The 18,325-nt window shown below is 72.4% G+C and carries 19 protein-coding genes and 1 riboswitch; of the genes, 8 read left to right on the top strand and 11 right to left on the bottom strand.

Annotated features, from left to right (window positions below):
• Nucleotides 1-34 precede the first annotated feature (34 nt).
• A complete protein-coding gene (locus IPT68_RS16455) occupies nt 35-766 on the bottom strand; it encodes a copper homeostasis protein CutC (protein ID WP_189700291.1) in 732 nt (243 codons plus the stop codon).
• Nucleotides 767-937: 171 nt separating this feature from the next.
• Nucleotides 938-1,615, bottom strand: coding sequence for a maleylpyruvate isomerase family mycothiol-dependent enzyme (locus IPT68_RS16460; protein WP_189700292.1), 678 nt, complete (start codon nt 1,613-1,615; stop codon nt 938-940).
• 29 nt (nt 1,616-1,644) lie between these two features.
• Between IPT68_RS16460 and IPT68_RS16465 the strand changes: the two genes are divergently transcribed.
• On the top strand, nt 1,645-2,289 hold the full coding sequence (locus IPT68_RS16465) for an HD domain-containing protein (RefSeq protein ID WP_189700293.1): 645 nt from the start codon (nt 1,645-1,647) through the stop codon (nt 2,287-2,289).
• Nucleotides 2,290-2,317: 28 nt separating this feature from the next.
• Nucleotides 2,318-3,418, top strand: coding sequence for a GNAT family N-acetyltransferase (locus IPT68_RS16470; RefSeq protein WP_189700294.1), 1,101 nt, complete (start codon nt 2,318-2,320; stop codon nt 3,416-3,418).
• Between the two features lie 16 nt (nt 3,419-3,434).
• Here the strand turns inward: IPT68_RS16470 and IPT68_RS16475 are convergent, their stop codons facing one another.
• Both IPT68_RS16475 and IPT68_RS16480 read right to left on the bottom strand, forming a co-directional pair.
• Nucleotides 3,435-3,695, bottom strand: coding sequence for a DUF4031 domain-containing protein (locus tag IPT68_RS16475; protein ID WP_189700295.1), 261 nt, complete (start codon nt 3,693-3,695; stop codon nt 3,435-3,437).
• On the bottom strand, nt 3,692-4,075 hold the full coding sequence (locus IPT68_RS16480; protein ID WP_189700296.1) for a hypothetical protein: 384 nt from the start codon (nt 4,073-4,075) through the stop codon (nt 3,692-3,694). Before IPT68_RS16480 ends, IPT68_RS16475 begins: the two co-directional genes overlap by 4 nt.
• Before the next feature lie 55 nt (nt 4,076-4,130).
• On the opposite strand from IPT68_RS16480, the gene IPT68_RS16485 reads away from it, so the two are divergent.
• The 3 genes from IPT68_RS16485 (at nt 4,131) to IPT68_RS16495 (ending at nt 7,590) form a co-directional block, all read left to right on the top strand.
• On the top strand, nt 4,131-5,063 hold the full coding sequence (locus tag IPT68_RS16485; protein WP_189700297.1) for a MurR/RpiR family transcriptional regulator: 933 nt from the start codon (nt 4,131-4,133) through the stop codon (nt 5,061-5,063).
• A gap of 162 nt (nt 5,064-5,225) precedes the next feature.
• Complete coding sequence (gene murQ / locus IPT68_RS16490) at nt 5,226-6,161, top strand: N-acetylmuramic acid 6-phosphate etherase (RefSeq protein ID WP_189700298.1); 936 nt, start codon at nt 5,226-5,228, stop codon at nt 6,159-6,161.
• Nucleotides 6,162-6,177: 16 nt separating this feature from the next.
• The gene (locus IPT68_RS16495) at nt 6,178-7,590 is read left to right on the top strand and encodes a PTS transporter subunit EIIC (RefSeq protein WP_189700299.1); all 1,413 of its coding nucleotides are present in this window, start codon (nt 6,178-6,180) and stop codon (nt 7,588-7,590) included.
• Here IPT68_RS16495 and IPT68_RS16500 read toward each other — a convergent pair.
• Entirely contained in the window at nt 7,547-7,951 is a 405-nt protein-coding gene (locus IPT68_RS16500; RefSeq protein WP_189700300.1) for a hypothetical protein, read from the bottom strand. The genes IPT68_RS16495 and IPT68_RS16500 overlap by 44 nt on opposite strands.
• A 220-nt stretch (nt 7,952-8,171) precedes the next feature.
• On the opposite strand from IPT68_RS16500, the gene IPT68_RS16505 reads away from it, so the two are divergent.
• Nucleotides 8,172-8,741 carry a hypothetical protein gene (locus IPT68_RS16505; RefSeq protein WP_189700301.1) on the top strand — a complete coding sequence of 190 codons (570 nt, stop codon included), beginning with the start codon at nt 8,172-8,174 and terminating at the stop codon, nt 8,739-8,741.
• Between the two features lie 244 nt (nt 8,742-8,985).
• Here the strand turns inward: IPT68_RS16505 and IPT68_RS16510 are convergent, their stop codons facing one another.
• The 5 genes from IPT68_RS16510 to thrC form a co-directional block, all read right to left on the bottom strand.
• Nucleotides 8,986-10,116, bottom strand: a complete 1,131-nt coding sequence (locus IPT68_RS16510) for an NADH:flavin oxidoreductase (protein ID WP_189700302.1) — start codon at nt 10,114-10,116, stop codon at nt 8,986-8,988.
• Nucleotides 10,117-10,362: 246 nt separating this feature from the next.
• On the bottom strand, nt 10,363-11,985 hold the full coding sequence (gene groL, locus IPT68_RS16515) for a chaperonin GroEL (protein ID WP_189700303.1): 1,623 nt from the start codon (nt 11,983-11,985) through the stop codon (nt 10,363-10,365).
• Nucleotides 11,986-12,305: 320 nt separating this feature from the next.
• Nucleotides 12,306-12,509: a cold-shock protein gene (locus IPT68_RS16520; protein WP_004986573.1), complete on the bottom strand. Its 204-nt coding sequence runs from the start codon at nt 12,507-12,509 to the stop codon at nt 12,306-12,308.
• Nucleotides 12,510-12,949: 440 nt separating this feature from the next.
• On the bottom strand, nt 12,950-13,225 hold the full coding sequence (locus tag IPT68_RS16525; RefSeq protein ID WP_189700304.1) for a MoaD/ThiS family protein: 276 nt from the start codon (nt 13,223-13,225) through the stop codon (nt 12,950-12,952).
• 67 nt (nt 13,226-13,292) lie between these two features.
• Complete coding sequence (gene thrC / locus IPT68_RS16530) at nt 13,293-14,582, bottom strand: threonine synthase (RefSeq protein ID WP_189700305.1); 1,290 nt, start codon at nt 14,580-14,582, stop codon at nt 13,293-13,295.
• A gap of 18 nt (nt 14,583-14,600) precedes the next feature.
• Nucleotides 14,601-14,756: riboswitch (SAM riboswitch) on the bottom strand.
• 171 nt (nt 14,757-14,927) lie between these two features.
• Here thrC and IPT68_RS16535 point away from each other — a divergent pair.
• Complete coding sequence (locus IPT68_RS16535; protein WP_189700306.1) at nt 14,928-15,872, top strand: glucosyl-3-phosphoglycerate synthase; 945 nt, start codon at nt 14,928-14,930, stop codon at nt 15,870-15,872.
• A gap of 73 nt (nt 15,873-15,945) precedes the next feature.
• The gene (locus IPT68_RS16540) at nt 15,946-17,346 is read left to right on the top strand and encodes an alpha,alpha-trehalose-phosphate synthase (UDP-forming) (protein ID WP_189700307.1); all 1,401 of its coding nucleotides are present in this window, start codon (nt 15,946-15,948) and stop codon (nt 17,344-17,346) included.
• 101 nt (nt 17,347-17,447) lie between these two features.
• Here the strand turns inward: IPT68_RS16540 and otsB are convergent, their stop codons facing one another.
• On the bottom strand, nt 17,448-18,308 hold the full coding sequence (gene otsB / locus IPT68_RS16545; RefSeq protein ID WP_189700308.1) for a trehalose-phosphatase: 861 nt from the start codon (nt 18,306-18,308) through the stop codon (nt 17,448-17,450).
• Between the last annotated feature and the right edge of the window lie 17 nt (nt 18,309-18,325).

Raw genomic sequence — 18,325 nt, forward strand, 5'->3', positions numbered from 1 at the left:
GGCGCGCCCGCCGGGCCGGTCGCGCCCGGTCCGCTCAGACGCCGTCCAGGACCGCGCCCGCGGCGGACCCCAGCACGTCGCCGTCCAGCACACTGCGCCACTGCGCGACCGCCGCGAGGGACACCGGGCCGTGCCAGCCCTCCGGCCGGGCCGCCCCGCCGATGTGGAACGCGTCCACCCCGGCGGCCACCAGCCGCGGCACATGTTCCAGCCGCAGCCCGCCGCCCACCAGGACCTGCTGCTCGTACCCCGGCTCGCCCCGTCGTTCCGCCTCGGCGAGCAGCACGGGCAGCCCGTCGTCCACCCCGCCGGCCGCGCCGGCCGTCAGGTAGGTGTCCAGCCCGGGCAGGCCGTCCAGCGTCTTGCGCAGCGCGTCCCGGTCCGCCGCCCGGTCGATCGCCCGGTGAAACGTCCACCGGCAGCCGTCCAGCACGCCGACCACCCGCTCCACGGCGTCGAGGTCCACCCCGCCGTCGGAGTCGAGGAACCCGAGCACGAACTCCTCGGCACCGGCGTCCCGCATCCGCCCCGCCACCTCCACGAGCCGCCCCACGTCCCCCGCCGCGAACCCGTCCGCCAGTCGCAGCATCACGCGCAGCGGGATGTCGACGGCGGCCCGGATCGCGCCGAAGGTCCCGGCGGACGGCGTCAGCCCGTCCGCCGCCATGTCGGTGACCAGTTCGAGGCGATCCGCGCCTCCGGCCTGGGCGGCGACCGCGTCCTCGGCGTCGAGGGCGATCACCTCCAGGACTGCACGCGTGCTCATGGCACCCCTTTCCGTGGGCATTCCCTGCAGCGGCTACAGGTCTAGTCCAATATCAGGGTACGCCGGGAGGGATCGCGCCCGCGAGACGGCGTCGGGCCGGGAGAACGGGGGCCGGTGCCGACGTGCGCGGCACCGGAGCCGGCGTCGGCCCCCCCTTCCGCGCTGTGCCGCTCACCCGAAGAGGTTCAGTTCCCCCACCTGCACCCCGGCCAGCTCGAACCCCGCCGCGTCCACCGACCGGCCCGAGTACAGGCGTACCAGCGTCGACGCGTCGCCGATGTAGCGTCCCGGCGTCCGCTCCCCGTTCCCGTCCCCGAGCCTCAGCGGCTCGTCCACGTCGTCGAGGTCGGCGTGCAGCGGCACGTGCCCCCGCTCCCGCGTGATCCGCACGAGCAGGTCGAGGGCGTACGGCAGCCCTTCCCCGGCGTACGCCCCCGGCGCGCCCAGCGCCTCGCGCACGTCCCCCGCGTGCACCCACTCCCCCAGCGCCAGCCCGTCCAGCGCGCCGCCCGCCTCGGCGATCACCGGCCCCGCCTCGGTCATCCCGCGCTCCAGCTCGTCGAGGACCCGCGCGTTCGTCCAGTCGGCGCGCTCGGCGATGTCCCGGTCGTTCACCCGGGGCGAGAACACGCCCTCCTCGAACCGGCCCTCCACCGTCCGCGTCAGCGTCGACGCGCAGTGCGCCAGCACGTCCCGCACCGTCCACCCCGGACACGCGTGCGTCGGCGTCGCGAAGTCCTCGTCCGCCCGCCCCCGCAACCAGGGGATCAGCCGGTCCCGCTCCACCACCAGCAGCCGCCCCGGCAGCTCCGGGTCCCGTACCGCGCCGTTCACGTCACCAGAAGTCATGCGTCCAACGTAGGTCCACAATTGACGACATGCCCGACCCCGACATCCTCCGCGCCCGCTTCGTCCGCACGCTGGAAGCCGCCCGAGGCCCCGGCGGCGGTCCCGACCCCACCCCGTACGCCGACCGGCTGATCGCCCGCTGGCAGGAGCCGCAGCGCCGTTACCACACGCTCACCCACCTCACCGCGGTCCTCGACCACATCGACGTGCTGGAGACGTACGCCGACGACCCCGACCTCGTCCGCCTGGCCGCCTGGTTCCACGACGCCGTCTATCTCCCCGACCGCTCCGAGAACGAGGAACGCTCGGCCCGGCTGGCCGAACGCGCGCTCGCCGAGGCCGGCGTGTCCGCCGCGCGGACCGCGGAGGTCGCCCGGCTGGTCCGGCTCACCGCGAGCCACGCCCCGGCCGACGACGACCGCAACGGCCAGGTCCTGTGCGACGCCGACCTGGCGATCCTCGCCTCGCCGCCGTCGGCGTACGCCGCCTACACGGCCGCCGTCCGCGAGGAGTACGGCTTCGTCCCGTCGGACGCCTTCCGCGCGGGCCGTTCCGCCGTCCTGCGCGAACTGCTCGCGCTGCCGCGCCTGTTCCGCACTCCGTACGGCACGGAGCACTGGGAGGCGACGGCCCGCTACAACGTCACGTCCGAGCTGGAAATCCTGTCGTCCTGAGGGCATGCCGTCACCTAGCCTGCCCGGCATGGCAGACATGGGTGGGGACCGGGTGCAGCAGGCCGTCGCGGGCGCCGTCGCGGTGCTGCGGACGGCGACGGACCGCGACTGGCGGGAGGTCGACGCGGGGCGGCTGACGTGGAGTTGCCGTGACACGGCCAAGCACACCGCGGACGCCCTGATGGCGTACGCGGGTCAGCTCGCCGGACGCGCGCGGGACGCGTACGTGCCGTTCGCGATCACGCTGGACGGCGACGGCGACGACGGTCTCGACCCGACCGACAACGACGGCGTCCTGCACGTCCTGCAGACGACGGGCGCGTTGCTCACGGCGGTGATCCGCACCACGCCCCGCGAGGTGCGCGCCTTCCACCCGTACCCGTTCCGCAGCGCCGGCCGTGACGGCTTCGCCGCCATGGGCGTCGCCGAAGTGCTGCTGCACACGCACGACATCGCCGAGGGCCTCGGCCTCGCCTACGAACCACCGGCGGAGCTCTGCACGTTCGTCCTCGGTACGATCTTCCCGGACGTCCAGCCCGCCGCGGACCCCTGGCGCACCCTGCTGTGGGCCACCGGCCGCGGCGACCTGCCGGGCCGCGCCCCGGTCACCGACTGGCGCTGGAAGAACAACATCGTCCTGTCCGCCGGCCGTCTCACCCTGGAGGGCGTCACGCCCCTCGCGGCCGCCGACCTCGCCGCGGGCGGCGACGGCGGCTTCGAGTGGGTCGAGGGCGGCCCGTTCGAGGGCACCCGCGAGGCCGCGGGGATGACCGTGAAGGCGTACGAGGCGGGCGTGCACCGCCCGGAGTTCGGCCTCTTCGTGCTCGTGCGCCACGAGGACGGCCGCGCGATCGGCGGCATGGGCTTCCACGGCGTCCCCGACGAGGACGGCCGTGCCGAGATCGGCTACGACCTCACCGAAGCGGCCCGCGGCCGGGGTTACGCCACTCAGGCCCTGCGCGCGCTGGCGGACTGGGCGCTGGCCCGGGACGACGTACGGTCCCTGTTCGCGACGGTGGAACGGGACAACGCACCGTCGCGGCGGGTCCTGGAGCGGGCCGGCTTCGTACGCGTGAGCGAGAGGGAGGGCGAGGGCGACCAGTTCGCCTACGAGCTGCGGCAGTCCTGAGGGCCGCCCGTCCGGCCTATCGGCCCTTCGGCCTGCGCAGCCCCGCCCCCTGCAGCAGCCGCACGATGTCCCGGGTGCTGACCTCCACCGCGCCGGCGGCGACCGCGTCGGCGTAGCGGTGGGAGGGGATGTCGTAGTGGTCGCGCTCGAAGGCGCGCCGCGGGACGTCCAACTTCTCGGCGAACGAGTGGAGTTCGTCGTAGGACACGTCGCTGACGAGGTGGGACCACATGCGGCCGTGGCCGGGCCAGGTCGGCGGGTCGATGTAGATCGTCACGAGGCGGGGGCCCCGCCCGCGCACGATCCCAGGGAGCCGATCGCCGCGACCCTCACGCCGGCCTTGTGACACACCCAGTGCGGGGCGGGTCCGAGTTCCGGTTCGACGTCCAGGGCGTGCGGGTCGCCGGAGCCGCAGACGGGGCACAGGGGCCAGCGGCCGTAGCGGTCCAACAGGGCGTCCTGGACGTCCTGGGCGACCAGTCCGGCGACGTACTCCGCGCCGTCCGGCCACTGTTCGACCCACCAGCGCCGCTGCGCGACGGACTCCTCGACCAACGAGACGACGTCCGCCTCGGCGACCTGGCCCGCGACGAGGTCGGCGAGCACCAGGGCGCGTGCCGCGTGCAACGCCTGCTCCATAGGGCTGATGGGGTCCATGCCCCTATTGTGCGCACTCTTGACCACAACACCGAGCCGAAAATATCTTTCAACTGTGATCCGTGACGTGAAGGAAACTTTCGGCACCGGTGCGGGCTCCCGTACGGCTCCGCCCGCGCCCGCCGCCCTCGCCGCCAAGGTGCGCACGCTCGCCCCGTCCATGACCCGCTCCATGCAGCGCGTCGCCGAGGCCGTGGCGAACGACCCGGCCGGCTGCGCGGCCCTCACGGTCACCGGCCTCGCCGAGCTCACCGGCACCAGCGAGGCGACCGTCGTGCGCACCGCCCGCCTGCTCGGCTACCCCGGCTACCGCGACCTGCGCCTCGCCCTCGCCGGCCTGGCCGCCCAGCAGCAGTCCGGACGCGCCCCCGCCATCACGACCGACATCGCGGTCGACGACCCGATCGCCGACGTCGTCGCCAAGCTGGCCTACGACGAACAGCAGACCCTCGCCGACACGGCGGCCGGACTCGACACCGCGCAGCTCGGCGCGGCGGTCGCCGCGCTCGCCGCCGCCCGGCGCACCGACGTGTACGGCTTCGGCGCCTCTGGTCTGGTCGCGCAGGACCTCACCCAGAAGCTGCTGCGCATAGGCCTGATAGCCCACGCGCACAGCGACCCCCACCTGGCCGTGACCAACGCCGTGCAGCTGCGGGCGGGGGACGTCGCCGTCGCGATCACGCACTCCGGGTCGACGGTCGACGTCGTCGAGCCGCTGCGGGTGGCCTTCGAACACGGGGCCACGACTGTGGCCGTCACCGGCCGCCCGGACGGGCCCGTCGCGCAGTACGCCGACCATGTGCTGACGACGTCCACGGCGCGGGAGAGCGAGCTGCGGCCCGCCGCGATGTCGTCGCGGACCAGTCAGTTGCTGGTGGTGGACTGCCTGTTCGTGGGCGTGGCGCAGCGGACGTACGAAACGGCGGCGCCCGCGCTGTCGGCGTCGTACGAGGCGCTGGCGCACCGGCATCGCGGTGGGCCGCGGTAGCGCGGTGGGCCGAATGGCCGAGCGCCGTGCGCGTCCGCGGGGTGGCGTGCGGCCGGTCGCGCCCACGTGGCGGAGCCGCAGCCGGACTCGGCCCCGCACCCTTTTCCGGCGTGACCCGAACCCGTACTGACCTCAACCCGTACTGGAAAGAGCCGCCTTCTCATGACTCCCATGCCCGACCCCCGCGATCTGCAAGCGCAGCTGGAGTCCCTGACCACCGAGGCGTTCCGCCCGGAGCTGTCGGAGATCGACCGGCTGCCCACCCTGGAGATCGCGCGGCTGATGAACGGCGAGGACACGCTCGTGCCCGCCGCCGTCGCCGAGCGCCTCCCCCAGATCGCCGCCGCCATCGACGACATCGCCGCCCGGATGGCCCGCGGCGGCCGGCTCGTCTACGCCGGCGCCGGTACGGCGGGCCGCCTCGGCGTGCTCGACGCCTCCGAGTGCCCGCCCACCTTCAACACCGACCCCACCCGCGTCGTGGGCCTGATCGCGGGCGGCCCGGAGGCCATGGTCACCTCCGTCGAGGGCGCCGAGGACTCGGGGGACCTCGCCCGGCACGACCTGGACACGCTGCGGCTGACCCCCGACGACACCGTGGTCGGCGTCTCCGCCTCCGGCCGCACCCCGTACGCCGTCACCGCCGTCGAGCACGCCCGCGCGCACGGCGCCCTGACCGTCGGCCTGGCCTGCAACGCGCACAGCGCCCTGGCGGCCGCCGCCGACCACGGCATCGAGGTCGTCGTCGGCCCCGAGCTGCTCACCGGCTCCACCCGCCTGAAGGCCGGCACGGCGCAGAAGCTGGTGCTCAACATGCTCTCGACGATCACGATGATCCGGCTCGGCAAGACGTACGGGAACCTCATGGTCGACGTACGCGCCTCCAACGAGAAGCTGCGCGCGCGGTCCCGCCGGATCGTCGCCCTGGCCACGGGCGCGTCGGACGAGGAGATCGAGCGGGCCCTCGTCGCCACCGACGGCGAGGTCAAGGCGGCCATCCTGGCGATCGCCGGCGGGGTGGACGGCGGCACGGCCGCCCGCCTTCTGGAGGAGTCCGGCGGCCACCTGCGCGCGGCGCTCGGGGCGGCGGCCCGCTGACCCGCACCCTCGGGTCATGCGCACTGACCCTGCCCAAGTCGCCGCCACGATCCTGTCGTCCGTCGGCGGCCCCGCGAACGTCGCCTCCGTCGCCCACTGCATGACCCGTCTCCGCCTCGTCCTGACGGACCCGGCCCGGGTGGAGCAGCAGGCACTGCGCGAGGTGCCGGGCGTGCTGGGGGTGGTCGTGGACGGCGACTCGTACCAGGTGGTGCTCGGACCGGGGGCGGTGGTCCGGGTGACGGCGGAGTTCGAGGAGCTGCTGGGCCGGTCGACGGCGCGGCGACTGGCCGTGCGCGGGGAGGAGTTGAGGCAGGAGCGGCGGCGGCGCAACGCGACCCCGGTGAAGCTGGCGCTGCGCCGCGTCGCGAACGTCTTCGTCCCGCTCATTCCGGCCCTGATCGGCTGCGGAGTCCTCGCGGGCGTCAACGGCCTGCTCGTCAACGCGCGTCTGCTGCCCTCCGTGACCCCGGCCCTGACCGCCGTCGCGTCCGCCTTCATGGCCCTGATCGCGGTGTTCGTCGGCCACAACACGGCGAAGGAGTTCGGCGGCACGCCGGTCCTCGGCGGCGCCGTGGCGGCGATCGTGGTCTACCCGGGGGTGGCGAAGGTGACGGCGTTCGGCGTGGCGCTCGCCCCCGGCCAGGGCGGGGTGCTGGGCGCGCTGGCGGCGGCGCTGCTGGGAACGTACGTCGAGAAGTGGTGCCGCGGCCGGATCCCGCAGACCCTGGACGTCCTCCTCACCCCCACCGTGACGATCCTGGTGTCGGGCCTGGCGACCCTGTACGGCCTCATGTACGCGGCCGGCGCCCTCTCCACGGCGATCGGTACGGCCGCGAACTGGCTTCTGACCACGACCGGGGCCCTGGCCGGTCTGATCCTCGGCGGCCTGTTCCTGCCCCTCGTCATGCTGGGCCTGCACCAGGCCCTGATCCCCATCCACGCCACCCTCATCGAGCAGCAGGGGCACACCGTCCTGCTGCCCGTCCTCGCCATGGCGGGCGCCGGCCAGGTGGGCGCGGCGCTCGCGGTGTACGTCCGGCTGCGCCACGACACCTCCCTGCGCACCACCATCAAGTCCGCGCTGCCGGCCGGGCTGCTGGGGGTGGGAGAGCCGTTGATCTACGGCGTCTCCCTCCCCCTCGGCCGCCCGTTCCTCACCGCCTGCGCGGGCGGTGCGGCGGGCGGCGCCTTCATCGGCGTGTTCGCGATGCTCGGCGACCCGGTGGGCGCGACGGCGATCGGCCCTTCGGGGTGGGCCCTGTTCCCGCTGGTGGCGGGCAGCGGCGGGACCGGGACGGCGCTGGCGGTCTACGCGGGCGGGCTGCTGACGGGTTACGTCGTGGGCTTCCTGGCGACGTACGCCGTCGGGCTGGCGCCCACCATCACGGGTGTGCCCGGCGACCGGACACCCGAGCGATCCACTTGACGAACTCGCCCGGGTCCTCGTCGGCGCCGTGCCCGCCGTCCCCGTAGTAGGCGGTGTCGACGTCGTCGCCGAGCACGGTCAGACGGGCGTGCGGGGTGGAGACGACCGAGAGCGACGTGTCGCTGTCCTTGGTGCCGACCCGGATCCACCAGTGCCGCGAGCGCTGCGGGGTGACCTGGTCGACGAGGTGGTGCATCGGGTTCACCAGCCGCAGCTTGGCCGGCGGGTCCGTGTCGAGCCGGGCGCCGGGGCCCGCCTCGTGCCGGAGGCCGAAGAGGGTGAAGTGGCGGGCCGGGGTGGTTCCGGTGCCGAAGAGGTTGTTCTCGAAGGCGGGCAGGTCGAACGCGTCGAAGGACGGCACGTTCCTCTTGCGGGGGCCGACGTGGGTGAGGAAGTCGGCCCGGGTGAAGGTGGCTCCGCGGCCGTCCCGGGTGATGAAGGGGTGGGGGGCGAGTCAGGCGGCGCGGTCGGCGTGCTCAGCGCGGCGAGATACCTGGCCCGCTCGGCGGTCTCTCCGCTCTCCTGTGCGGGAGGATGGGGTCCCGGCTGCGTCAGTCAGGAAGGACCACAGGCGACCGATCATGAACCACGCCCAGCTCACCGCCCTGGGCCGCGCCCTGCGGCTGCTCGGCGAGCACGGTGAGGCCCTCACCGCCGACACCCCGGACGCCCGGCTGCACGAGGTCAAGGCCGACCTGCGGCGCGCGCTGGACCTGCTGGAGGAGAGCGTCACCGCCGCCGCGCCCAGCACCCGGTGCGCCGAGCACCCGACGGGGCCCGTGGACGAGAGCGCGCCCGACCTGTGCCTGCTGTGCGAGACCCGGCGCCGCGCCGCCCGGCGCGCCGAGTTCAACGGGCCCGCCGCGCCCGGCCCGCCCACCGGGTCCGCACCCTCCCGGTACGGGGTGCGCGGTGACCGGCCACAGCCCCAGCAGCGGTGGCTGCCGGAGCTGTGGAACGGGCAGGAGTGGCAGTTGTGCGGCACCCCGCGCCGGGACCGGCGGGAGGCCGAGCTGTACCTGGCGGCCCAGCGGCGCGGCTCGCGGCCCGCGATGGCCTACCGGCTGGTGCACGAGTTCACCGATTACGAGGTGCTGCGGGTCTGGGGCACTGCGGTGCGGGTCGACATCGAGCCCATGGGCAACCTGTGACCGGCGGCTGGGGCCTGGCGTTCGGATCACGCCGCTGAGGCGGGGGCCGAACGCCGGGCGGCCCCAGGCCGTCGCGGACTCGGGCAGCGGCCGGGGCGCCGCCGAGAGGGCCGCTCCGGGCGCCCGGCCGCCCGGGTTGTGGCGCGGCAGGAACGACGCGACCACGAAGGCGAGCAGCGCCGCACCCGCGCCGACCGCCGGCACCGTACGGAAGCCGTCCCGCGACGGCAGCGAGAACGCGCGGTCAGCTCAGCGACCCCAACGACGCCGCGTCGTAGGGCGCCAGCTCGTCGAAGCGGCCCGCGAGCACCTTCGCCGCCCACCGCGGGTCCTGCAACAGCGCCCGTCCCACGGCCACCAGGTCGAACTCGTCGCGCTCCAGCCGCTCCACCAGGTTGTCGAGGCTGCCCACCCCGGCACCCTCCCCCTGGAACGCCTTCAGGAACTCCCCGTCCAGACCGACCGAGCCGACCGTGATGGCGGCCTTGCCGGTGAGCTTCCTGGTCCAGCCCGCGAGGTTGAGGTCCGAGCCCTCGAACTCCGGCACCCAGTAGCGGCGCGTGGAGGCGTGGAAGGCGTCGACGCCGGCCGCCGCGAGCGGGGCCAGGACCGCCTCCAGCTCCTCCGGGGTCTCGGCGAGCCTCGCGTCGTAGGCGTCCTGCTTCCACTGCGAGTAGCGCAGGATCACCGGGAACTCCGGCGAGACCGACGCGCGCACGGCGGCCACGATCTCCGCCGCGAACCTGGTGCGGGCCACCGGGTCACCGCCGTAGGCGTCGGTACGGCGGTTGGTGCCGGCCCACAGGAACTGGTCGATGAGGTAGCCGTGGGCGCCGTGCAGCTCCACCCCGTCGAAGCCGATCCGCTCGGCCGCCGCCGCCGCGTCGGCGAACGCCGCGACGACGTCGTCCAGATCCTGGCTGGTCATGGCCCTGCCGGTGCCCTCGGTGCCGTCCAGCCGCAGCCCGGACGGACCGACCGCCGGCGCCTCGGGGTACGGCGGCTTGCCCTGCCGGCGCACCATGCCGATGTGCCACAGCTGCGGCACGATCCTCCCGCCCGCCGCGTGCACCGCCTCGGCGACCTTCGCCCACCCGGCCAGCTGCTCCTCGCCGTGGAAGCGCGGAACGCGGTCGCTCTCACCGGCCGACTCGTGACCCACGTAGGTGCCCTCGGTGACGATCAGACCGACGCCCGCGCCGGCGCGCCGGGCGTAGTACGACGCCACGTCCGCGCCGGGCACACCGCCCGGGGAGAACTGGCGGGTCATCGGCGCCATCACGATCCGGTTGGGGACGGTGAGCCCGCCCACGGTGAACGGGCGGGACAGGACCTGGGCCGCTCGGGAGACGTCGGGGGAGGCGGTGACGGTCACGTGGGGGCTCCTCGGGTGCCGGTTGACGTGGGGACGCACGCGCTTCACCCACAAGGTGCATGCGTGTGCGATTAATGCGCATGCATTGAGCATGCCTCCGCGACAACCACCGGCCACCGGGCGTCATTCCACGCCGCCTCCCCCGTCCGGGTGTGATCCACATCACGAAACGCCCGAGGGCGGCACCCCCTGTCTCCAGGGAGTGCCGCCCTCGGTACCGACGGACGGGTCCGATCCTCGAAAGGATCAGAAGTCCATGTCACCGCCCGGCATGCCGCCGCCGGCCGGGGCCGCGGCCTTCTCCGGCTTGTCGGCGATGACGGCCTCGGTGGTGAGGAAGAGCGCGGCGATGGAGGCGGCGTTCTGCAGGGCAGAGCGGGTCACCTTCGCCGGGTCGATGATGCCTTCCTTGACCAGGTCGACGTACTCGCCGGTCGCGGCGTTCAGGCCGTGGCCCGGGGTCAGGTTGCGCACCTTCTCCACCACGACGCCGCCCTCGAGGCCGGCGTTGACGGCGATCTGCTTCAGCGGGGCCTCCAGGGCCAGCTTCACAGCGGCGGCACCGGTGGCCTCGTCGCCCTCGAGCTCCAGCTTCTCGAACACCTGGGAGGCCTGGAGCAGGGCCACGCCACCACCGGCGACGATGCCCTCCTCGACGGCCGCCTTCGCGTTGCGAACGGCGTCCTCGATGCGGTGCTTGCGCTCCTTGAGCTCGACCTCGGTGGCGGCACCGGCCTTGATGACGGCCACGCCGCCGGCCAGCTTCGCCAGACGCTCCTGGAGCTTCTCGCGGTCGTAGTCCGAGTCGCTGTTCTCGATCTCGGCGCGGATCTGGTTGACGCGGCCCGCGACCTGGTCGGCCGAGCCGGCACCGTCGACGATGGTGGTCTCGTCCTTGGTGATGACGACCTTGCGGGCGCGGCCCAGGAGGTCCAGGGTCGCGTTCTCCAGCTTGAGGCCGACCTCCTCGGAGATGACCTCGCCGCCCGTGAGGATGGCGATGTCGCCGAGCATGGCCTTGCGGCGGTCACCGAAGCCCGGGGCCTTGACGGCGACGGACTTGAAGGTGCCGCGGATCTTGTTGACGACCAGGGTCGACAGGGCCTCGCCCTCGACGTCCTCGGCGATGATCAGCAGCGGCTTGCCCGACTGCATGACCTTCTCCAGGAGCGGGAGCAGGTCCTTGACGTTGGAGATCTTGGAGTTGGCGATGAGGATGTAGGGGTCCTCGAGCGACGCCTCCATGCGCTCCATGTCGGTGGCGAAGTACGCCGAGATGTAGCCCTTGTCGAAGCGCATACCCTCGGTGAGCTCCAGCTCCAGACCGAAGGTCTGGGACTCCTCGACGGTGATGACGCCTTCCTTGCCGACCTTGTCCATCGCCTCGGCGATGAGCTCGCCGATCTGGGTGTCGGCGGCGGAGATGGAGGCCGTGGAGGCGATCTGCTCCTTGGTCTCGACCTCCTTGGCCTGGTCGAGCAGCGCGCCGGAGACGGCCTCGACGGCCTTCTCGATACCGCGCTTGAGGGCCATCGGGTTGGCACCGGCGGCCACGTTGCGCAGGCCCTCACGGACCAGCGCCTGGGCGAGAACGGTGGCGGTGGTCGTACCGTCGCCGGCGACGTCGTCCGTCTTCTTGGCGACTTCCTTGACCAGCTCGGCGCCGATCTTCTCGTACGGGTCCTCGAGCTCGATCTCCTTGGCGATGGAGACACCATCGTTGGTGATCGTGGGGGCGCCCCACTTCTTCTCGAGGACGACGTTGCGGCCCTTGGGGCCGAGCGTCACCTTCACGGCGTCCGCGAGCTGGTTCATGCCGCGCTCGAGGCCGCGCCGCGCCTCCTCGTCGAACGCGATGATCTTGGCCATGTGAAGTGGTCCCTCCAGGACTGGGGGTGATTCCTTCGGACCGCGCCCGCGCCCGCGACGGACGGCTCGCCTGCCTCGTGGTTCCTTGCCCCACCCGGCCTGCGGCCTCACCGACCCGGTCCTTCTTTTGTCACTCTCACCTTCAGAGTGCTAACGCCAATGATTAGCACTCGCCCCTGCCGAGTGCAAGCGCCTCCCGGGATCCGGCCGGGTGCTGCGCCGCCCGCGGACGCCGCGGGCGGCCGACACGCCGAAGGGCCCGCACCCCCGGTGAGGTGCGGGCCCTTCGAACAGAAACGTCACATGCGGTGGTCGCGCGCTTAAGCGGTGACGCGAACCATGTCGGCCTGCGGACCCTTCTGGCCCTGCGAGATCTCGAACTCGACCCGCTGGCCCTCTTCGAGGGTCCGGTAGCCGTCCATCTGGATCGCGCTGTAGTGGACGAAGACGTCCGCACCACCGTCGACCGCGATGAAGCCGTACCCCTTCTCCGCGTTGAACCACTTGACGGTGCCCTGAGCCATGCCTAACTCCCCTATTACTGGCCCTTGCACAGATCCACACTTCGCGGATCCGGGTCAGACCTCGCCCCCCATTCACCGGGGGGCGTGCGCCGGAACGCGTCGACCGCGGCTGAATGTATCTGTCCAACTGCCGTCTGCAACAGGTCAATCGGACGAGAAATCTGGGCACCGATGGTCGGTAATTTACGGAGAATTCACCCGGATTCAGGGCAAGTCGGGCTCCATAAAAGGAGTGAAAGACGCAAAAGAGCCACAAACTTTGGCTACTTCTCATCGCACCGGAGCCGGAACTCATATGCGTCCGGCATGTCGAGCTGTGCCGGGTTCCCCAACTCTACCGCGCTCAACCACACTGAATTGCCCCCTCCGCTTCTCTCACGGAGGGGGCAATTCGACGAACATCGAGTAACCGGCGTTACTCACGGTAAGGCGTCAGCGGTTCAGCCGCCCGCCACCGCCGGAATGATCGAAACTCCGACACCGTCCGGAGTGGCCGTCTCCAGCCCCTGCTCGAAACGGACGTCGTCGTCGTTGACGTAGACGTTGACGAACCGGCGCAGCTTGCCCTGGTCGTCCAGGACCCGGGCGGCGATACCCGTGTGGTTCTTCTCCAGGTCCTGGATGACCTCGCCGAGGGTGGCCCCCTCGGCGGTGACCTCGGCCCGACCACCCGTGTAGGTGCGCAGGATGGTGGGGATGCGGACGGTGACGCTCACGTGGGAACCTCCGGTCGGACGAGTTGCTCAGGGGCGCGGGGAACTGACGACGACGGTGGGCGAGGCCTCAGACGAGCCCGGCCTCACGGAACGACTCGAGGCTGGGCCGAATGGTCGCGGTGAGCCCCGTACCCGCCACCGCGTCCAGCGTCTTCAGACCGTCGCCGGTGTTCAGCACGACGGTCGTCAGCGACGGATCCAGCACGCCGTTCTCGATCAGCTTGCGCGTGACCCCGACGGTCACCCCGCCCGCGGTCTCCGCGAAGATCCCCTCGGTCCGCGCCAGCAGCTTGATCGCGTCCACGACCTGCTCGTCCGTCACATCCTCCACCGCGCCGCCGGTCCGCCGGGCGACGTCCAGCACGTACGGCCCGTCGGCCGGGTTGCCGATGGCCAGCGACTTGGCGATGGTGTTCGGCTTCTGCGGCCGCACGACGTCGTTGCCCGCCTTGAACGCGGTCGACACCGGGGAGCAGCCCTCCGCCTGCGCGCCGAAGATCTTGTACGGCTTGTCCTCGACCAGCCCGAGCTCGATCAGCTCCTGCAGACCCTTGTCGATCTTGGTGAGCTGCGAGCCGGAGGCGATCGGCACCACGATCTGGTCGGGCAGCCGCCAGCCGAGCTGCTCGCAGATCTCGTACGCCAGGGTCTTGGAACCCTCCGCGTAGTACGGCCGCAGGTTGACGTTGACGAAACCCCAGCCCTCGCCGGCCGGGTCGCCGATCAGCTCGGAGCAGAAGCGGTTCACGTCGTCGTAGTTGCCCTCGATGCCCACGAGTTCGCCGCCGTAGACCGCGGCCATGACGACCTTGCCCTGCTCCAGGTCGTGCGGGATGAACACGCAGGAACGGAAGCCGGCCCGGGCCGCGGCGGCGCCGACGGCGCCGGCCAGGTTGCCGGTGGAGGAGCAGGAGAGCGTGGTGAAGCCGAACGCGCGGGCGGCCTCCAGGGCCTGGGCGACCACGCGGTCCTTGAAGGAGTGCGTCGGGTTGCCCGAGTCGTCCTTGACGAAGAGCTTGCCGGTCTCGACGCCGAGCTCGCGCGCCAGGTTGTCGGCCTTCACGAGCTTGGTCCAGCCGGGGTTCAGGTTCGGCTTGCCGGCCACGTCCGCCGGGACGGGCAGCAGCGGCGCGTACCGCCAGATGTTCGCGGGTCCCGCTTCGATGCGCTTTCGCAGTTCCTCGGCGCCGTACGCGGAGAAGTCGTAGGCGATCTCCAGCGGGCCGAAACACTCCTCGCACGCGAAGACCGGGCCGAGCGGGACGCGATGGCCGCACTCGCGACAGGACAGCGCCGCGGCGGGACCGAGATCGACGGTGGGATTGCTGGTGCTGCTTTCGACAGTCTGCACAGCCATGTGAGGCGAGGCCCTTTCTCCTCATCTTCCTCACGACGCATCTCGCCGTGAGACGGATTTGGCACCTTCCCTAGCCGGGAGCCTCGCGGAGCGATCAAGAATGATCTACGAGAACCGACTGGAGGGTTGCCGGGGCTTCAACGGGCCGTTTCCCTCTGCCCCTCTGGATGAGCTGTATGTGGTTGTTGAGCGCCGATCGACGCCGACGACCCCCGACATGCGATGGTCACCAGCGTTGTTCAAGACTGTAACCGAAGGCCAGGACAGTTGAGATAGTCGTCCGAACCGCGAGATGGATCACAGAACACGTCCGTTCGCCGAGAGAACGCGAAGGAGCAGCAGACCGTGCTGGAAGAAGTCGAGCGCTGGCTGACCACCCGCTCCTGGTCGCTGACCGATCGCCCGCTGCACAAGATCCTGGCCGCGAAGCGCGCCACCGGCCAGTCGGTCAGTGTCGTGCTGCCCGCACTCGACGAGGAGGAGACCGTCGGCGACATCGTCGCCGCGATCCGGCGCGACCTCGTCGAGCAGGTCCCGCTGGTCGACGAGCTCGTCGTGGTCGACTCCGGGTCCACCGACCGCACCGCCGAGGTGGCCGCCGCGGCAGGCGCCCGGGTGGTGCACCGCGACGCGATACTCCCGCGCATCCCGGCCGTCCCCGGCAAGGGCGAGGTGCTGTGGCGCTCCCTGCTGGTCACGCGCGGCGACATCGTCTGCTTCATCGACGCGGACCTGAGGGAGTTCTCCTCGGACTTCGTCACGGGCATCGTCGGCCCGCTGCTCACCGACCCGGACGTCGACCTCGTCAAGGGGATGTACGACCGTCCCCTGGGCGGCGCGGCCGGGCAGGGCGGCCGGGTGACCGAGCTGATGGCCCGCCCGCTGCTGAACCTGCACTGGCCGCAGCTGGCCGGCTTCGTCCAGCCGCTCGGCGGCGAGTACGCGGCGCGGCGCTCGCTGCTGGAGCAGCTGCCGTTCCCCGTCGGGTACGGCGTGGAGCTGGGCATGCTGGTGGACGCCCTGCACCTGGTCGGCCTCGACGCCCTCGCGCAGGTGGACGTCGGGGTGCGCAAGCACCGGCACCAGGACGGGCAGGCGTTGGGCCGGATGGCGGCGGCGATCTACCGCACGGCCCAGCTGCGTCTGGCCCGCGGCCACCTCGTCCGCCCCTGCCTCACCCAGTTCGAGCGGGTGGAGGAGGGGTTCGAGCCGCGCACCTACTCGGTGGACACGGAGGAACGGCCGCCGATGGTGGAGATCGCGGAGTACGCGGCCCGGAAAGTGGCCTGACCGTTGTATACGGTCACCCGCCGGGCTCGAACCGTACGTTTGAGCGGTTACGGAGAGGGCTAGGTTGAGGCGTATGGCTTCGACGCACGGTCCTGCACAGGTACTGGTCGCCTCCAACCGGGGCCCGGTTTCGTACGAGGTGCGCGAGGACGGCTCGCTGCACGCCAAACGCGGCGGCGGCGGGCTGGTCTCCGGCCTCTCCGCGATCGGTCCGGACGCCGGCGCGCTGTGGGTGTGCTCCGCCCTCGGCGACGGCGACCGCGAGGCGGTGCGGCGCGGGGTCGGTGAGTCCGGGGTGCGCATGCTGGACATCCCGGCGGACGTGCACGCCGACGCCTACAACGGCATCGCGAACTCCGTGCTGTGGTTCGTGCACCACATGCTGTACCAGACGCCGCTGGAGCCGGTCTTCGACGCCGATTTCCGGCGGCAGTGGGCGTCGTACGAGGCGTACAACCGGGCGTTCGCCGAGGCGCTGGCCCAGGAGGCGGCCGAGGGGGCGGCGGTGCTGGTGCAGGACTACCACCTGACGCTGGTGCCGGGGATGCTCCGCGAGCTGCGGCCGGACGTGCGGATCTCCCACTTCTCGCACACGCCGTGGGCGCCGCCGGAGTACTTCCGGATGCTTCCGGACGACGTCGCCGGACAGTTGCTGCGGGGCATGCTGGGCGCGGACCGGCTGGGCTTCCTCACCCACCGCTGGGCGGACGCCTTCACGGCGTGCTGCGAGGCGTTCGCCGGAGGGCTCGGGGACACGCGGGTGGGCGTGCACGGCCTCGGTGCCGACGCCGACTTCCTGCGCAAACGGTCGCGCGAGGCCGACGTCGAGGAGCGGATGACGGCGCTGCGGGCGGAGATCGGCGAGGGCCGCAGGGCGATCGTCCGCGTCGACCGCACCGAACTGTCGAAGAACATCGTGCGCGGGCTGCTGGCGTACCGGCAGCTCCTCGACGACCGCCCCGAGTGGCGCGAGCGGGTCGTGCACGTCGCCTTCGCCTACCCCTCGCGGCAGGACCTCGCCGTGTACCGCGACTACACGGCCGAGGTGCGGCGGCTGGCGGACGAGATCAACGAGCGGTACGGCACCCCGGGCTGGACGCCGGTCGTCCTCCACGTGAAGGACGACTTCGCCCGCTCCCTGGCCGCCTACCGGCTCGCGGACGTGGCACTGGTGAACCCGATCCGGGACGGCATGAACCTGGTCGCCAAGGAGGTGCCGGTCGTGTCCGACGAGGGGTGCGCGCTGGTGCTGTCCCGCGAGGCGGGGGCGTACGAGGAGCTGCGCGAGGACGCGATCGAGGTGAATCCGTACGACATCACCGGCACGGCCGACGCCCTGCACGAGGCGCTCACCATGCGGGCCGGGGAACGCGCCGAGCGGACGAAGCGCCTGGCCGCGGCGGCCACCGCGCTCCCGCCGACCCAGTGGTTCCTCGACCAACTGAACGCCTTGCGCGAACACCCCACCGGCTGAACGGCCCGCGCGAGCGGGGCGCCGGCTGAACGTCCTGGGTGGGCAGCCGGGCTTGTGGGCGCGCCGTACGAGCGGCCGGGGCCGCCGCGTGTCGTGGGCCGTCAGTCCTTCAGGTGCGCCGCGAGGCCCGCCAGCAGGGCCACGACCCCCTTGGGGCCGTCGACCACCAGGTCCGCCTGCTCGCGCAGCTCGGTCACCTCGTCGCTGCCGCTGCACACCAGCAGGCCGGGGGTGCCGGCGGAGCGGAGCTCGCCGACCGCCGCGTACGCGGGGAGGTCGCCGAGGTCGTCGCCGGCGTAGAGGACGGACTCGGCGCCGAGTTCCCCGACGTACTGCAGGAGCGCGACGCCCTTGTCCATGCCCGGCGGGCGCAGTTCCAGCACCATCCGTCCGGGCTCGACGATCAGGCCGTGCCGGGCGGCGAGGTCGAAGAGGGGTGCGCGCAGGGCGTCGAACGCGGCCTGCGGGTCGGCGGCACGGCGGGTGTGGACGGCGATCGCGCGGCTCTTGTCCTCGATCCACGTGCCGGGTCCCGCGCCGACCCGGTCGAGCAGGCCGGGCAGTTCCTCACGCACGGCCGCGACCCCGGGGTGCGGCGCCGGGGCGCTCACCTCGCCGCTGACGGCGTCCCAGCGTTCGGCGCCGTAGTGGCCGAGGACGACGAGGTGCTCCAGGCCGTCGACGCCCGCGAAGCCGCCGTGGCGTACGGCGACGTCGGCCGGCCGGCCGGTGATCACCGCGACGGCGGCCACCTTCGGGGCGAGCACCGCGAGCGCCGGTACGGCGTCCGGGTGCGCGCGGGCCTGCTCCGGGTCGGGCACGATCGGGGCGAGCGTCCCGTCGAAGTCGAGCGCGATCACCGCCTTGCCGGGCCGTGCGAGGAGCGCGTCGAGCCCGGCCCGCCCGGCGGGGGTGGCGGGCGTCGGGAGAGTATTGCCGGTTTCGGTCTCGTGGCTGCCCATACGGCGACCTTATCGAT

Source organism: Streptomyces chromofuscus, from assembly GCF_015160875.1.
Classification (GTDB): domain Bacteria; phylum Actinomycetota; class Actinomycetes; order Streptomycetales; family Streptomycetaceae; genus Streptomyces; species Streptomyces chromofuscus.

What these genes read in the sequence shown, in the direction of transcription:
- IPT68_RS16480 (WP_189700296.1), bottom strand. Translation starts at nt 4,075, where the DNA reads ATGGACCCCATCAGCCCTATGGAGCAGGCGTTGCACGCGGCACGCGCC.
- IPT68_RS16470 (WP_189700294.1), top strand. Translation starts at nt 2,318, where the DNA reads ATGGCAGACATGGGTGGGGACCGGGTGCAGCAGGCCGTCGCGGGCGCC.
- murQ (WP_189700298.1), top strand. Translation starts at nt 5,226, where the DNA reads ATGACTCCCATGCCCGACCCCCGCGATCTGCAAGCGCAGCTGGAGTCC.
- IPT68_RS16540 (WP_189700307.1), top strand. Translation starts at nt 15,946, where the DNA reads ATGGCTTCGACGCACGGTCCTGCACAGGTACTGGTCGCCTCCAACCGG.
- IPT68_RS16505 (WP_189700301.1), top strand. Translation starts at nt 8,172, where the DNA reads ATGAACCACGCCCAGCTCACCGCCCTGGGCCGCGCCCTGCGGCTGCTC.
- IPT68_RS16495 (WP_189700299.1), top strand. Translation starts at nt 6,178, where the DNA reads ATGCGCACTGACCCTGCCCAAGTCGCCGCCACGATCCTGTCGTCCGTC.
- groL (WP_189700303.1), bottom strand. Translation starts at nt 11,985, where the DNA reads ATGGCCAAGATCATCGCGTTCGACGAGGAGGCGCGGCGCGGCCTCGAG.
- thrC (WP_189700305.1), bottom strand. Translation starts at nt 14,582, where the DNA reads ATGGCTGTGCAGACTGTCGAAAGCAGCACCAGCAATCCCACCGTCGAT.
- IPT68_RS16455 (WP_189700291.1), bottom strand. Translation starts at nt 766, where the DNA reads ATGAGCACGCGTGCAGTCCTGGAGGTGATCGCCCTCGACGCCGAGGAC.
- IPT68_RS16465 (WP_189700293.1), top strand. Translation starts at nt 1,645, where the DNA reads ATGCCCGACCCCGACATCCTCCGCGCCCGCTTCGTCCGCACGCTGGAA.
- IPT68_RS16520 (WP_004986573.1), bottom strand. Translation starts at nt 12,509, where the DNA reads ATGGCTCAGGGCACCGTCAAGTGGTTCAACGCGGAGAAGGGGTACGGC.
- IPT68_RS16460 (WP_189700292.1), bottom strand. Translation starts at nt 1,615, where the DNA reads ATGACTTCTGGTGACGTGAACGGCGCGGTACGGGACCCGGAGCTGCCG.
- otsB (WP_189700308.1), bottom strand. Translation starts at nt 18,308, where the DNA reads ATGGGCAGCCACGAGACCGAAACCGGCAATACTCTCCCGACGCCCGCC.